Annotated in this window: 13 protein-coding genes; 4 read left to right on the top strand and 9 right to left on the bottom strand. The window is 24.9% G+C overall.

Going from position 1 to position 16,323, the window contains the following annotated elements:
• Positions 1-45 precede the first annotated feature (45 nt).
• Together SHELI_RS02830 and holA are read right to left on the bottom strand one after the other, a co-directional pair.
• Positions 46-1,491: a hypothetical protein gene (locus SHELI_RS02830; RefSeq protein WP_069116498.1), complete on the bottom strand. Its 1,446-nt coding sequence runs from the start codon at positions 1,489-1,491 to the stop codon at positions 46-48.
• 7 nt (positions 1,492-1,498) lie between these two features.
• Positions 1,499-2,455, bottom strand: coding sequence for a DNA polymerase III subunit delta (holA, locus tag SHELI_RS02825; protein ID WP_069116496.1), 957 nt, complete (start codon positions 2,453-2,455; stop codon positions 1,499-1,501).
• A gap of 124 nt (positions 2,456-2,579) precedes the next feature.
• Here holA and rpsT point away from each other — a divergent pair, with 124 nt between their 5' ends.
• On the top strand, positions 2,580-2,822 hold the full coding sequence (gene rpsT / locus SHELI_RS02820; protein ID WP_069116494.1) for a 30S ribosomal protein S20: 243 nt from the start codon (positions 2,580-2,582) through the stop codon (positions 2,820-2,822).
• A gap of 18 nt (positions 2,823-2,840) precedes the next feature.
• On the opposite strand, the gene SHELI_RS02815 is transcribed toward rpsT, so the two are convergent.
• The 7 genes from SHELI_RS02815 to SHELI_RS02785 form a co-directional block, all read right to left on the bottom strand.
• Positions 2,841-4,925 (bottom strand): ComEC/Rec2 family competence protein, encoded by a 2,085-nt coding sequence (locus SHELI_RS02815; protein ID WP_069116492.1) that lies wholly within the window; start codon positions 4,923-4,925, stop codon positions 2,841-2,843.
• Positions 4,873-5,376, bottom strand: a complete 504-nt coding sequence (locus tag SHELI_RS02810; RefSeq protein WP_069116490.1) for a hypothetical protein — start codon at positions 5,374-5,376, stop codon at positions 4,873-4,875. The genes SHELI_RS02815 and SHELI_RS02810 overlap by 53 nt, the downstream gene beginning before the upstream one ends.
• Positions 5,377-5,536: 160 nt before the next feature.
• A complete protein-coding gene (locus tag SHELI_RS02805) occupies positions 5,537-6,463 on the bottom strand; it encodes a hypothetical protein (protein ID WP_069116488.1) in 927 nt (308 codons plus the stop codon).
• Positions 6,453-7,151 (bottom strand): ABC transporter ATP-binding protein, encoded by a 699-nt coding sequence (locus tag SHELI_RS02800; protein WP_069116486.1) that lies wholly within the window; start codon positions 7,149-7,151, stop codon positions 6,453-6,455. Before SHELI_RS02800 ends, SHELI_RS02805 begins: the two co-directional genes overlap by 11 nt.
• Before the next feature lie 15 nt (positions 7,152-7,166).
• Positions 7,167-9,746, bottom strand: a complete 2,580-nt coding sequence (locus SHELI_RS02795) for an endo-beta-N-acetylglucosaminidase (protein WP_069116484.1) — start codon at positions 9,744-9,746, stop codon at positions 7,167-7,169.
• An 87-nt stretch (positions 9,747-9,833) separates the two neighbouring features.
• Positions 9,834-10,898, bottom strand: coding sequence for a S66 family peptidase (locus tag SHELI_RS02790; RefSeq protein ID WP_069116482.1), 1,065 nt, complete (start codon positions 10,896-10,898; stop codon positions 9,834-9,836).
• Positions 10,899-10,916: 18 nt separating this feature from the next.
• Positions 10,917-11,453 carry a hypothetical protein gene (locus tag SHELI_RS02785; RefSeq protein ID WP_069116480.1) on the bottom strand — a complete coding sequence of 179 codons (537 nt, stop codon included), beginning with the start codon at positions 11,451-11,453 and terminating at the stop codon, positions 10,917-10,919.
• Between the two features lie 193 nt (positions 11,454-11,646).
• Between SHELI_RS02785 and SHELI_RS02780 the strand changes: the two genes are divergently transcribed.
• Genes SHELI_RS02780 through SHELI_RS02770 form a run of 3 tightly spaced genes read left to right on the top strand, consistent with a single transcriptional unit; the run spans position 11,647 to position 16,176 of the window.
• A complete protein-coding gene (locus SHELI_RS02780; protein ID WP_198146113.1) occupies positions 11,647-13,209 on the top strand; it encodes a PTS mannitol transporter subunit IICB in 1,563 nt (520 codons plus the stop codon).
• Positions 13,187-15,052: a PTS sugar transporter subunit IIA gene (locus tag SHELI_RS05935; protein WP_198146112.1), complete on the top strand. Its 1,866-nt coding sequence runs from the start codon at positions 13,187-13,189 to the stop codon at positions 15,050-15,052. The genes SHELI_RS02780 and SHELI_RS05935 overlap by 23 nt, the downstream gene beginning before the upstream one ends.
• Positions 15,052-16,176 (top strand): mannitol dehydrogenase family protein, encoded by a 1,125-nt coding sequence (locus SHELI_RS02770; RefSeq protein WP_069116478.1) that lies wholly within the window; start codon positions 15,052-15,054, stop codon positions 16,174-16,176. Before SHELI_RS05935 ends, SHELI_RS02770 begins: the two co-directional genes overlap by 1 nt.
• Positions 16,177-16,323 lie beyond the last annotated feature (147 nt).

Here is a 16,323-nt window from a genome sequence, read left to right as displayed (position 1 = left end):
TAATGCAACTATTTTCAATAAAAAAAAGTTTTTTTAAAAACTTTTTTAATCATCTTTATTTTTATTTTTCGAGTCTTTTTCTCTTAAATCTTCATAAAATTGTCTAACTTCACTTTCAGGTTCATAAAAACTTTCATCCATTGTTGCTTTTCTACCTTGCATTAATTCACTAATCATATAATCATAATTTTGATTTGCTGCAATAATTTTTGGTCTATCGTATTTTGGATTTATAATTATTATCACAACTATAAATAATAGAGAAAGTATTAATGATGATAAATTAATTCATAGGAACATTTTGATAGTTTGGGCTTGACTAAATCTTTCAACAAGTTCTTGAATAATTCCATCAGCACCATCTAAAGATGGTTCCTGTATATTTTCATTTTTAGCAATTAAATCTAGTAAATATTTAATATTATCTTGAATAGATCTGCTTCCTGTCATAGTTGGAACTAAATTACCTAAATAAATTAATCCATTAGAAATTAATAGTATAAAACAGGCAATCAATATTGTATAAGGGATAAAAAACTTTTCTCTATAATTTCTAATTGGCTTAACAAGCATAAAAATTATATAACTCATTATAGCAACTGTTACTATTACGTAAAAGTAACTATATGTACCCCCGTTTGTCATTCCTAATAAATATCCTTTTGAAAAAATAGAAGAATAATCCTTTTTATTAAAAATTGTGTTTATAGTTGAATTACTTATCAATTCATCATTTGTCATCAAAGGATTTCCTACCAATATCAATAAAATTGGTATCAAGAATGTTATACCACAAGTTATCATTGCAGCAGTCAAACACATTTTATATCATCTAACACCTTTTAATTTTGTTAAATATGGGTAAAATCTTTGATCAAGCATAGGTTTTGGTGGTATATCTTGAATATTACCAAAGCCATTGAAACCTCCTCAGCCATTTTGAGCAGCTCCACCAAAACCAGCTCCCATATTTTTATTAAAGTTTTCGTTATTTGGTTTGTCACTTTTGCTATCTACAACTTCCACTTCTTGCTTTGAAGAATTAGATGAATCACTACCTACCTGATTTTGATCTAAATCAGCATATTTAATTTTCATTTCGTCAGTTACTTTAGAACTATATTTTATTTCTTCCTCAGTTAACTCCAATTGATTAGTCAACGATTCTCTATCTACACTATATAAGTTTAAACATACAGTTAGAAGACCTGAATAATCGGCATATGAGTCTTGCACTGATTTATTATCGGGTTTTTCAAACTTTATTTTCTCTTTTGAAATGTTTACAACAGCTTTAGCAAAATTAGAGCTTCATGTTTTATCCTTATAAGTTGCTTCATAATCAACTTCAAGTGATAATAAGTTATTTACATTTGTAATAACCTGGTTTCTAAACTCTGGATTTAATACTATTTTTGTTCTTAACTTTTCGTTTCTAATTAAATTAAATAAGCTAAATATAATGCTTTCATAAACACTTTTTGCTTCCATTAAAATCTTACCCTTCTAAAAAACACTTTATTAACTCTAATTCTGGTAATATTTTACTATCTATTTTACCCCTTTTTATATTATTTTCTAATTTATATAACAACTTAATTCTATCATTAATTTGATTTATATTTAGTCTATTTTCTATTAGTAATTTTTGAATCCTGTAAGGATTTTGTTTTAAAAAGTCTGCTATTTCATTATTTTTAAAATTTTTCTTTTTTAATAGCAATGAGTTTCTCAAAACGCTAAATTGATTTGATAATAATGCTAAAAAACTATATATATTACCATTAGTTTCTATGTAAGCACTTCATCCTTTTAAAAAAGCTTTTAAATCGAGATTTATAAATGAGTTAACTATCTTGTATATATCATAATGAAAATCTCTATTAGTTATGTTTTTTACCAACTCAACATTTACATGTTTTTGAAGATTTATAATCTTATTTAATTCAGTTGAAAAAACTTGCATATCATCAGATATACAATTGAAAAACTCCTCAATTGCTTCTTCCTCATAACTGATAGCATTTTTAGTTAGTTTATTAATCATTATTGATTTTTTTTGATCATATGAAGGTATTTCTAAATATAGTGTTTTAGCCTTTTCAACCATTTTTTTTGAAATATTTAGTTTTTTTGATAACTTATCACTATTTAAAGTGAATATTATTTCTACATTATTATTATTGAAATTCATAATATTTTCGATTATTTTAGAGTCAAAATCTTTATGTAAAGATATCTTAGACTCATTCAAAAAATAGCAATCGTTTATTATTACAATTTTTTTGTTTGCAAACAACGAATAAGTATTTATTTGCTCATAAATATTGTTAATTGAATCTTCAATTAAAGAGTAATGAAAAACTTCGTGATCATTATTAACGTTTATCTTGTCAATTAGCTTATCTAACTGTTTTTTTATTAAATAATTATCTAATGAATATATTAAAATCATCTTAACACCTTATTTATACTTTAACTCAAAAAAACGTTTTTTTTTAAAAAAACTTACATTTTTAATAGTTTTACTATATACTTTATATGTATATTCATTAATAAATTTATAGAGGAGTTTGAAAATGGCAAATATTAAATCACAAGAAAAGCGTATTTTAACTAACGAAAAGTCAAGATTAGCTAATAAATCTTTTAGAAGTAAAGTTAAAACTGCTATTAAAAAAGCAGCGCTAGCTAAAAGTGAAGGAACACCAGAAAAAGAACAATTAATCAATAGCGCAGTTAGCTTAATTGATAAATCTGTTACAAAAGGTGTTTGAAAACAAAACAAAGCAGCTAGAGAAAAATCAAGATTAATGAAATAATAATAGAACAAATGAGCTTTAAAAAAGCTCTTTTTTTATCACTTCAACTTCTTTAGAATTTATGTAATATTTGTAAGAGTTTAAACCACCAGTTGTATATATATTGCAATTATACTTTTCTAAAACCGATAAAGCTTCATGTGTTGGAAATTGTCTTCTTCCCCTTTTTTCACCTGAAATAAAACAATTTTTTGGCTTTATTGTTTTGATAAATTTATCACTTGTAGCAGTTTTACTTCCATGATGACCGACTTGATAATAATCGATACCTTTATCAATTAATTTTATAAATTTAGTTTCTTGTAACAAACGCTCTTCTCTTTTTTTAGAGCTATCACCCATAAATAAAAATGTTTGATCGTACATTTTTATTAAAATTACTTGAGAATTATCATTTTCGTCATCATTAAAATTTTCAGTAAATGCATATATAAAAATATCTTTAAAATTAATTTCTTTTATATTTGATTTATTATCAAAAACATGTTTCACATTATTTTCTTTAACTATTTGATCTACCATATTATAATGGTCTGTATGATAATGGCTTATAAAAATAGTGTTAATTTCATTTATGCCTCTATATTTTAAGTAATTTGGTGTAGTATTTTTGTTATTCATAGGTCCAACACCTGCATCTAGCAAAAAAATATTAGACTTATAGTTTAGAATAAATGAATTTCCATTACCAACATTTATCATCTCAATCGTACTAATAGAGTTTTTTATTGGATTTGTGATAAAAGATATTGTTATAGAAGTTGCTAAAAGAAAATAAATAAGTCTTTTTATTTTCTTGTTTAAAATAACAAACTTTGTTAATAAAAATAAACAAATAAAATATAAAATCAATCAAACTATGCTAACATTTCCTATTAAGGTTGTTACATTATATTTAACAAAAAAAGTAGATAATTTTTCTAAACTGTCATGAACAAAATTTGCTATTGGATTTAAAAAAGGAATATAGAAAAATGATACTAAAATAAAACCTATGAATAACAAAGGTAGTAAGATCAACTGTTGCAACTCAGTTATTCAATAAACCTTATAATTGAAGTATGCATCAATAGGTATAAAAATAGCATTTATCAAGATAATGTTTAGTATTATCATAGTAGACTTTTTTTTATCGTTATGATGCTTTATTAGCAGAATTGCTGCTGAAGTGTAAATAAAGCCCATATTAAAAATATACATAGGATTTCAAAAAAGAATTATCAATCATACTAATGATATTTTAGAAATTTTATTTATCTTAATTCTAAAATTTTGTTCTACTCAATTTATTACCATTAATAAAAAAACTTTAAATATAATTGGAGAAAAATTACACATATATAAGTACATAAATAAAAATATATATAGAATAAATTTTCATTTTTTGTATCAACTTTTATTTTTAAATATATATCTTTGACTAAAATAACCAATCGGTATTAAATATAGACCTGATATATTTAACATATATCCAATGCTTAACTGATTTAAATTATTATATAAGTTACTTTCTTGTTTATTATGAAAAATCATTATTAAAGCTAATCTATTAGAACTAGATTCTAAATTATAAAAATAAAATCGAATATCTTTAAACAAAACTTCTTTAATATCAAAATTTCTCAACTCATAAATTATATTTTTATCGATTAGTCATTTATTAAAATTAAAATCTCAAAAGTTACCATTATCATTGAGTTTTTCTAACTCCCCTATCGCTTTTACAAACTCCCCTACTCTAATTTTTTCAGGAATTTTTGTTAGTAAATACTGATTAAAGCCTCTTGTTAAAATAGCATAATTTTTTTTAAGTTCACTTACATAAAAAATATCACTCTCACTAAAAATATCTCAATTAAACTTGTAGAAAAGATAGAAGTAAATACAAAAACTTGCAAATACAACAAAATATTTGTAAACTTTTTTAATATAAAAACCATAAATTATAGTAATAAAAGCAAGTAAAAATATATCAGTTACAATACTTAAGCTCTTTTTAGTTAAAATAACCAAAATGATTGAAATAAGAGTGAATGCTAACCAATTTATTTTAATATATAAGTTTTGGTATAGCTTCTCTGTAGAAATCTTTATTAAATTCATTACCTATATATACCTTTTTAAGCTCTTTGTAGCATTCGTTAAAGGTTTTTTTGTGATTCTTAAATAGCTTAATACTTTTATTAGCATTATTTTCACTAATACCCCTTGTTAGAAAAAAAGGTTTATCCAAATCAAAACGTTTTGTTTTGATGGTTTTAATATGATCTAGAGGTAATAATCATATTGTTCTAGTTTTAGTAAAGTCTTTTTTAGGTTTTATAGTAAAAAAAGCTTTTAAAGAGCTTAATTTTTGTTCTTTTACAACATCAAGCTCGTTTTTTAAAGTTTTATTATACTCAAAATCTTTTGGGATATAGTAACTATGTTTTAATTTAATACCATAAAGTAGTTTGAATGTAACAGTATTATTAACTTTATTAATAATTTTTGCAGCATCTTTTTTTTGAAAAATAAAAAATAAACTTGCTAATAGTGTTATAACTAAAATCAATATCAATAAATACTTTTTTATGACACATCAACCTCCAAATAATTAAACGTAAAAGAATCATTATTTGTGACATTTTTTTACAAAAAAATCTTCAAATAAAATTTTGTATAATTTTATTTGAAGATTAAATTTTTATATAATCATTTATAAATATTTAAAGCTATTTTTTATTATTTCATCTAAAACTGAAGTATGATCCAACAATTAGTCCAGTAGAGCAAATAAACCCTGTTAATGAAGCAATTCACATTTTAAACCCAAAACTTGTATAAAACACAGGTCTTGCAGCATTTCAAAAGGCATTTTCTTTTCTTTCAAACGATGAAGAAATTATTCCTGTTCAAACACTATATTTATGAACAGCAAAATAACTTAATATATTTAATGGTTTACTTATAGCTAATAAATCTAAAGATAATAGACAATCAGAAAATACTATATTGAATAAAACAACTAAGATAGTAATAGATTGTGATAGTGCAATACTATTAATCAAACCACTTATTATTATTCCTAATGATATTGATATACATGTACTTAAACATAATGAGTAAATTATACCCATTCATTCTCTAAAACTTCAAAACCCTATTTTTTGAAAAAATGAATAGTTATCAGATTTTAAATAGGTATATGAAGCAATAATCAACACTACAAATCCAATCATTATTGAAAGAACACTTAATAAGAAGTTAAATACATAAAGTGATACAAAAAAATTCATTCTTGATACACCAGCACTATGAATTCTTTTTAAAAATACAGAGTTTTTCCATTCCGAAACAGTTGTATTAACTAAAAAAACTATTGCAAATGTTGGTCAGCACATGTATAAAAAAATATTTACATTATGTAGATCAGATGATTTTCCAGAATATCATAAGTAGATTAACATGAAAAATATTGGCATAAAAATAACATAAACATAAGTTCTAAAATTTTTCAAAACAGATAAAGATATAATTGCTAAGTTATTTCTAAAATTTTCCATCATTGATTTGTAATCAAAATTAGGTTTTTTGTTAACTTCCTTGTTTTGAATATCTAAATCACTTTTAAACTCATTATTTGATGTATTACTTTTCATATAAATCCCCTTCATAATATTTGATTAACAATTCTCTAACAGTTTTATACTTTTTAAGAACCTCATCTATTTTCATATCTAGAAATATTTTTCCATCATCAATTATGATAACACGATCACAAAGATGCTCAACTTCTTCTGGTATATGAGATATTACAATTAATGTCTTTTTTTCTTTTTTTAAGTCACTAAAAAAAGAGGCAAGTCTTAATTGCATTTTTAAATCTAATCCTGTGATCATTTCATCTAAAAAGATATAATTAGGATTATTTAAAATAGCTAACAAAGTATTTAATCTTTGTTTTTGACCACCACTTAATTCGTTTAAATCTTTATCTAAAATCGATTTGATTTCAAATATTTCAATTAACTCATTAGTTCTTTCGTCAAATTGCTTGCTTCATTTCTTTTTAAAATACTTAATTAATAATCTTGATGTCATTCCCTTGGGTCAAAAACCTTCTTGAAATTGAATACCAAACTTCTTATAAGCGTCTTCTTGTCCATTTAATAAAACTTTACCAGAACTTGCTTTAATTTGACCAACGATTATTTCCATAAGTGTAGTTTTTCCTGCACCATTTGATCCAAGTATTCCTACAGCCTCACCGTCTTGAACAGTAAAATTTATATTATCTAATATAACTTTTTTACCATACCTTTTACTTACATTTATAATTTCAATCAAAATAATTACTTCCTTCTATAAACTTAAATTCATTCATTTAACTGTTTGTGTAGAGTTATTTACAAGTTTGATGTATAAGTTTTTACAATCTCAATTTAAATTTTTGATGTAATGATCTTTTTTGTTACTTTCAGAAATTCTTACCATTTTACCATCATAATCAGCATAAATTTCATAATATGAATATAAATCATCTTCTTTTAAGAAATCACTAAAGTTCAAACGGTAATTATTAACTCCGCTTTGTCTTTTGATTTGTAATTCAGATTCTACACTTGTTGGTAAATCTGAATTTACTAAACCACTTTGACCACTATTTGTAACTTTCATTTGTCCAATTTTAACACTACCTTTTCCACCATTAAATCTTAATCCAATTTTTGAAATAGTGTCACTTGAATCAATTGTCGCTTTAACTTTATATCAACCATTTTGATCTTCTGCTTTTGAATTAACTTTATCAACTGTAGCAAGATTTGCCGAAGCAACTTTTGTATCTTCAGATTTATCTGTATCATAAACAACTTTTAAGTCACTAGTTTTAACATCACCTGATGTTTTCACCATAAATTCAACATCTTTTTTCTTGTTTTTTGAGTAATTTGCTCCCATAATTCATCAATCATATGAATCACTTGTTGAACCTAAATTAAAGTCTTGCACTTTTCCATTAGTTTTATCAAAATCACTACCTAAGCTAATTGAGTTACCTTTTAAGTATGGATTATAATAATCATAAAATCCTCCAACTTTTTGTCAATCAACTTGTTTTCCGTCTTTATCAGTTATTAATCATTTATAAGTTGGTAAAGCATCAGCGATATTGTAGTTTGATCATGTGTAATCATCTAAAGAAGTAATTGATCCATCTTTATTTAAAGAAGCAAATTGTCTTCCATTTCCTGTTGAGAAGTTTGTAAAGAAACTTTCATTCTCATCATTTAAAACTGTATTTTCTTGAACAATGTTTCCCATTCCATAACTCACTTTATTATCTGAGTTAAATGTATTAAGTGCTCCACCTCTTGTTACAACTCCAAAATCATCTTCTGAAATTGATCTGTGTCTTCCAGTATAAAGCATATCTTCATAGTAATTTGTGTACATTAGTTTTAATACTTGTTTATCAATTCCAGAAACTTTTGAATCTGTTATTTTATTTACTAATTTAGCTGCAATATCATTTGGTGTTGCTGAAGCGAACATTGAAACAGAACTTGCTATAGGTGCACTTTCTCCAACATCTTCTTTAGCATAATCATATGTATAAACTTGATCGTGATTATTATAATTGTTATTCTCTTTACTGTATTTGTAAGCAAGATTTTTTACATCATATGTACCAATAACATTTTCATCATAAAATTGATTTGATCCTCTTCATTCTCCAACATTGTACATATTGAATAATTTGTTGATTGCTTCAGGTTTTATGTTATTGTGTTCAAAAAAGTTTAGTTGATCATTTACATTATGACCAAAATCACTTAAATATGCGTCACTATTTTTGTATAATTCAACAGCCTCTGGATCAGATGGTGTATAACCTGTATCTTCATTAAGTCCTAATGAACCATAATTTTTGTAACTATATAGTATTAAATTTTTTACTTTTTCATCACTTGATTTTTTTACTTTTTCATTTCATTGTTTCATTATTTCAATGGTTACTTTATAATCAAGTACTGTTCCATTAGGAAGTTCCCCATTTGGTTCATTATTTCAAAATCAACCATCAAAATTATAATTAACTGCCATATCAATTAATTTATCAACAATTAAATAGTTATCATTTGAGTCTTTTTTAAGAAAGTCTCTAAGTATTGGTTTTTTTAAACCATGAAATCCATCTAAAAATATATTTCCTAAAATTTTAGTTCCATTAATATGTGCTTTTTGAATTTCATTTGCTGCTGGAGGGATTAAAATACCTTCATCATAAGCACCAGCTCATGCAACTGTTACATCTGTATATTGATAATTATTAGTAGTTTTTTCATATGCATTGTTACTTCCTACAATTGTTGTTGCTAAAGAAGTATGTTCAGTCATAACACCCATATTTAATTCTTTTATGTTTTTATTTTGTGAACTTACTCATTTTTTAGCTGTTTTTGTAACTTTTTGAAGTGGAATTCTAGAAATGTTATATTTTGCATCTCTGTCATTATTAACAGATCAGTCTAGTATACTGTTTTCTTGATCATATACCTCAGGTGCTGGAACTTGTCTAGTTGCAGTTTTATAGTTACCATTTGGTAAAAAGTGAGAGTTTAGTGGTGTTCCAGTGGTTCCTTGTTTTTTTACATCTCCACTAGTTTTAAAACCTGTGTTAAATTCTGCATAATTTACATAACTAGCTTGTTTTTTTACATCAATATTACCAGTAGAATCAAATTGTGCAGGTTTTTCGATTTTGTTTAAATTAGCATATCCAACAAAATTAGGTTCATCTTGAGTTCAATCATAATCACTTAATTTTGAAACATCAAGTCCAGTACCTCCACTATTGTCTCCTTTGTTACAAGCAACAAGTGAGGTTGTTGATGATAATGCAATTGTTAAAGAACTTAGTGTCATCAATAATTTTTTCATAAAATTTCTCCTATATACTAATATATTTTATACTAAAAATATGCTCTATTCTTAGATATAAAATATTTAAAAAATCAATTTAAATAATTAAATAAAGTTTTTAATAGTCAATTTATTTTTGACTGAGTCAATCAAAATACAACTTTTATATGAAATTATAAACTTTGGATAACTATGACCAAAGTTCAAATTAAATACAATTGGTAAGTTATATTTTTTTGCTAATTGCTTAAATACGAAAATATAATCATCAAAGTATGTATTATCTTGGGGTTTACCAACTAAAAGTGCTTTTATATTTTTAAAAATATTTTTTTCTTCTAAAGCTTTTAATAGTTCTATTAATTTTGCTTTGTTTGGTTTTTCTTCACTAGTTTCAATAAAAAGTACTTTTGACTTTCACTCTATTTCGTCAGGTAATATTTGATACTTTTCAAAAACTTCTTTTTGTTCTTTATATCTATCACCCGTTAATATTGAATAAATACTTTCTAAACAACCACCATACAATTCACCTTCAATAATTTTATTTTCACAGTTAATAAAAATATGACCATCTTTTTCTTTGTGTGCAGTTCTTGGAGTATTTATTTGTTCTTTATTTCAATTTTTTCTTTCTTCAAACCAAATATCTGCTGATTTTATTTCATATTCTTGTGTTATGTTAAATAACTCTAAAAATGAATTATATGAATAATCAAGCATATTTACATCAAATTCTGCAATATCGGTTAAAAATGCATGACCATAATAAGTTTTTAGACCTATTTTGTTAAGCATTAGATGCATATTAGTTGTATCAGAATAGCCAATAAATATCTTTGGGTTTTTCATCACTATTTCTTTAAATTGATCATTGTATAAAAAAGGTATCAATTTAAAACTGTCATCCCCGCCAATAGCACTCATAATTATTTTGACTTCTTTGTCTAAAAAAGCTTGTTTAAGGTCTTCTGCTCTTTTTTCTGGGTTGTTTTTAATAAATTCATCACCTTGTAAAGAATTGTTCATAAATTTAACTTTTAATCCCATATTTTCAAGTCTTCGAATACCAATTTCTAATTGATATTTACAAAATTGTTCTCCTAATATTCCACTAGATAAACTAACAATAGCTATACAATCACCTTTTTTTAGATGGTTTAAATTCATAAATACTCCTTTGTAAGTCTATTGTGGTTTTTCTTGAACAAAATTGATAAAAAGTTTTTTTATATAACTTTTACTACTTTCATACATACAATTTAATTTAAATTTTGAAGAGCTACTAAAATCACTTTCATCTTCTTCTTTATTCACCATATTATAAGTCTCTAATAAACTTTTATAAGTTGAGCTAGTTGGATTATCTGGTTGTTTTCCTTGATATGAACTAAAAACTTCAACTTTAAAGCTTCATGAAGATACTAAATAATCTTGTTTAATATAATTTTGAACATCTTTATCAAGACGCATTTTTTTTTCTAATTCTGTATTTTCTTTTTGATCATTTGCTACACTTATATTTTCCAAATACTCTTTAACAGAGTTTTTTTGTTTATAAGTACTCAAAAGATCACTTTCAGTTTTGTATTGAGTTTGCGCTTCTTGTTGTGATGAAGGTTGATTAGGAACATCATTTAATAAAAATGAGTCACAACTTATTGCGTAACTAGATGCGAAAACAACTACTGAAATTGATAAAAGAATCCCGAACACTTTTTTCAATTTAATCACTTCTTTACATATATATTTTAATATAAATTAACTTTTTTTTATAAGTTTTTTTTATTAAAAGATGCTTAAATATTGAGATAAAGTTAAATTACTTTTTTGTCTAGCAATAAGACAAAAAAATTTTTTGCCCCTATTTAAAACATATAATAAATAAGAAATAATGATAGTGAAAGGAGTCGATATTATGGACGAAATTATAAAAGAGTTAAATGAAAAAGAAACTAATAATAAGTTCAAACTATTTTTAAAAAATAATTTCAACAATAGAACAGCCATGCGTCGTATCCAAAAATTTGGGGGTTGATTAAGTTCAATGATCATGCCAATTATTGGATTAATGATCGCATGAGGTTTACTAACAGCATTTTTTATTGAAAAAGGTTGAACACCTGTTAAAGCGATAGAAGATTATATAGTTGGTAATGTTATTCAGTTTTTAATACCAATTTTGATAGGATTCAATGCTGGTAGATTAGTGCATAAAGACAGAGGTGGATTTATTGGTGCCTTTGTTGTATTTGCGGTAGTTGTTGGAAATATTTATAATCCTGGTGATAGTGGTAAAGCTGCGCCTCAGTTTCTATCAGCAATGGCTGTAGGCCCAGCAGCTGCTGGAGTTTTAAAAGGAATTGACAAATTATTAGAAGGAAGAATTAAACAAGGATTTGAAATGCTTGTTAACAACTTTGTTATGGGTTTCTTAGCATTTGGATTAGGTGTTGGAGCTTTTTATGGAATGCCTTATGTTTTTAATGCTATTACATGAGCACTAGGAGAAGCAGTTGCATTCTTAATTGGTCATAAATTAATCTTCTTAGCAGCTTTAATTATTGAACCCGCTAAAATATTCTTCTTAAACAATGCTATAAACCACGGGGTTTTAACAGCTATAGGAACTGCAGCTGCTAGAGATGCTGGAAAATCAATCTTATTCTTATTAGAAGCTAACCCAGGACCTGGTTTAGGAGCATTGATAGCATTTATGATTTTTGATAAAAAACAAAGAGGTAATGCAGCAGGAGCTTCAATTATACATTTCTTTGGAGGTATTCATGAAGTTTACTTCCCATTCATTTTGATGAAAATTGAAATGTTAGTTGCATTAATTGCTGGTGGATTGGTTGGAGATGCAATATTTCAAGCATTCGATGCAGGATTAATTGCACCAGCATCACCAGGATCAATTGTTGCTATATCAATCTTTATTAAATCTGAGGCATTGAACTATGCTGGAGTATATTTAGGAATCTTAGGATCAATTGGTGCTTCATTAGGAGTTGGTATCTTAATCCACCTATTAATGATGAAAAAATACAAAAAACAATCAGCAAATTCATATGAAGAAGCAGCCCAAAAAATGCTTGATATTAAAGGAAAAGATAGCAAATATGTTAAAACTAAAGGAGCCAAAGGTGAATCAACAAAATTAGGTGATGTAAAAACAATTATCTTTGCTTGTGAAGCTGGAATGGGATCTAGTGCTATGGGAGCATCAGTTTTAAGAAAAAAACTTAAAGAAGCTCACATCGACATAAAAGTCGTTAATTTCCCAGTCAAAGAGCTACCAGAAGATGCTCAATATGTTATAACTCAAGAACAATTATCAAACTATGCTAAACAAAAAGCCCCAAATGCTATTCATAAAAGTATTCAAAACTTCTTGGATAAAGCCTTTTATGATAAAATAGTGATAGAATTTAGTGAACAAAATGGGGTTCCAAACAATGAAGAAAGAAAGACAACTTAGAATATTATATACACTAATAAATTATAAAAATATTGAAAGTAAAGTCATTATCAATCACTTTGATATAAGTGATAAAACCCTAAACAGAGATTTAGAAGAAATAAATGATTTTTTACAAAAATTAGGTAATTTTAAATTATTGTTAAATGAAACCGATATTAAGTTTATAGGTAATACTGAAGATATTTTAAATTACTTACAACTTGATGATAAATTTTTACTAAAAGAAGAAAGATTACTTTATATCTTACTTACCCTACTTCGAGATCAAACAACAACAAAATTACAAATAATTGATGATTTAGATATATCAGCAAATATTTTAGAAGATGATTTGGAAGAACTAAATGGGCTTTTAAAAAAATATGATTTAAAGCTATTAATTAACAAACAAGGAATAAAGGTTCCTGAAATTAATAAAAATAGTGAAATAAGTATTCTAATTGACATTACAACAAAATATATACTATTCAAAAAAGTTTATTCCGTTTTAAAATTAAATAAAATAGAAAAACTTTTTTCCAATTATATTTACAATTTCTTAAAAAATAGATATCAGATTAATGTGTATAATAAAATATTTTATTGACTTATTGAATTTACATCTAATCAAATTAATGTATCAAACTTAAACTTAATAATTCTTGCTATCAAAATTACCTACTGATTAAATCACCCTAAAAATAAAAAGATTTTAGATCAAGTAGAAAAAATAGAATATTACAATGAGTTTGTAACATTAGCAAAAGATATTTATTCAAGTGATGACATAGGTTTGTTTTTTATAAAACAAGCACTTGATGATGATAGTAACAATAAAATTAAGAGTTTTATTAAAGACTTAAATCAAGACATAAAAAAACTTTTTAATAACAAAATGGCTTTAAGTGATGAAATGAATGAAAGAATTATTAATCATATCTCTTCAAATTTATTTGTAGAAAACGTTGATGAATTTATCATCGAAGAATATTCAAGAAACTTAGACTCTTATAAAATAAAATACAAAGAACTGTGATATTTTATTGAAAAAAACTTAAAAAAATATTTTAATGATAAAAAAAATATTAACTTATTGATTTATGAAATATTTATTCATGTATTAGTTTGGTTTGATTCATACATATATGAAAAGAAATTGAAATTTTTAACAATATGTATTGGTGGTATGGGACAAAGTGCTATGATAAAAAATCATTTAAGTTCTTTGTACAGAAATGCAGTAGTTAAAAACATATCTTACTCAATGATTAATAAAGATAAATTAAAAAACTTTGATTTAGTTATATCTTCAATTGATATAAGTGAGACAAATTTAGATAATTTAATAGTTATGCCAATAATACTGCTATTGAGTAAAAAAAATGAGATTCATAAAATAATTAGTGAAAAATTATACGAAAATTTAGTAGGTGAAAAAATGAAAAATGAAATATTAAAAAAAGATAATATAAAAATAAATCAAACTGCCAAGAATAAAGTAGAAGCAATCAAACAATGTGGACAACTTTTAAAACAATTAGGTTATGTAGAAGAGTCATACATTGATTCAATGATTGAAAGAGAAAAAAAATTCTCAGTTTACATTGGGAATTACTTAGCAATCCCTCACGGAATGGATGACAAAGGTGTAATAAAAGATGGAATTGTCATTATGCACTATAAAAATCCTGTAGATTATGATTCAAATCCTGTAAATTTCTTTATTGGAATTGCAGCTAAATCTGATAAACATGTTGATATACTTGCCAATATTGCTGAAAAGATGATGGAATTAGAACTTGTTGAAGATCTAATAAAAAACCCTTCAGAAGATAGATTTTTACAGGAGTTTAACTTTTAATGAAAGTACTACATTTTGGAGCAGGAAATATTGGAAGAGGTTTTATTGCCCCTATTCTTTTCAACAGTAAACAAATTAAAGAATTATACTTTACAGACAATAATATTGATTTAATAAGTAAATTAAAAGAAACAAAAGAATATAATGTAATTGAATTAGATGAAAAAGAAAAAATCGTTAAAGTAAGTGGTTATAATGCAGTTCATTCTAACGATATCGACAAAGAATTGAAATTAGAAGAATTTGATGTTTTAACAACTTCAATAGGATCAGTCAATTTAAAATATATTAAAGATCAAGTTATAAAATTTATCAAAGCAAAAGAAAGTATTAAAAAACCTTTAATAATTATGTGTTGTGAAAACGGAGAAAAAATTTCTTCATTATTTGAAAAAGAAGTTATAGAATCATATAAATTTGACAAAAAATTAATTAAATTTGTTGATGTTATGGTTGATAGAATTGTACCTAATGAAGTATCAAGTGATTTAAGCATCAAAGTTGAACCCTACTCATCATGAGTCGCAGACGAAAGAAACTGACCTAGTGAACTTGAAAAAATTACTACAATCAAGTACACAGAAAATATTGATGCTGAAATTTGTAAAAAAGTATGAATGTTAAATGGAGGTCATGCTTCAATCGCTTGAAAAGAATGACAACTTTCAAAATTTAAAAATAAATTTATTAATGAAACTTTAAATAATGAAATAGATAATAGACTAATTATATTTTTAAAAAGATATCTTACAGAAATTTCAAATGTTGTTGAATTTCAATTTAATTATAATAGAGAAGCATTAGATGATTTCATTGATTCTGTAGTAAGTAGATTTACAAATGTTCATATAAAAGATGAATTTGATAGAGTTGCAAGAAATACCCTTAAAAAGTTACAACTTGATGAAAGAATTTTAAAACCATTTCAAATAGCAATAACTAACAACATTGGCTGTGGATATATTAAAGAAACAATTATAAACGCCCTTTCATACAATAATTTAGATGATCCTGATTGTAAATTACTTGAAGATTTAAGAAGATCACATCAAGATTATAAAGAGTTTATAGCTTCAGTTATAAAAGATATTGATTCTGAAACATTAAACCAAATCATAAATTAAAAAAAAACAGAAATATATTTCTGTTTTTTTTTAATTTAAATCAAGCACACTAAATATACGCATTCCTAGATAAATAATTACAAAAAATATAAAATATATATTTTAATGAATATATATGAGCAAAATAATTATTATAAGTGTCCGATA

It is taken from the genome of Spiroplasma helicoides (assembly GCF_001715535.1).
Taxonomy (GTDB): Bacteria; Bacillota_I; Bacilli_A; order Mycoplasmatales; family Mycoplasmataceae; genus Spiroplasma_A; species Spiroplasma_A helicoides.
The sequence above is the reverse complement of the archived record's forward strand: the minus strand, read 5'-3'. Positions and strand labels throughout refer to the sequence as shown.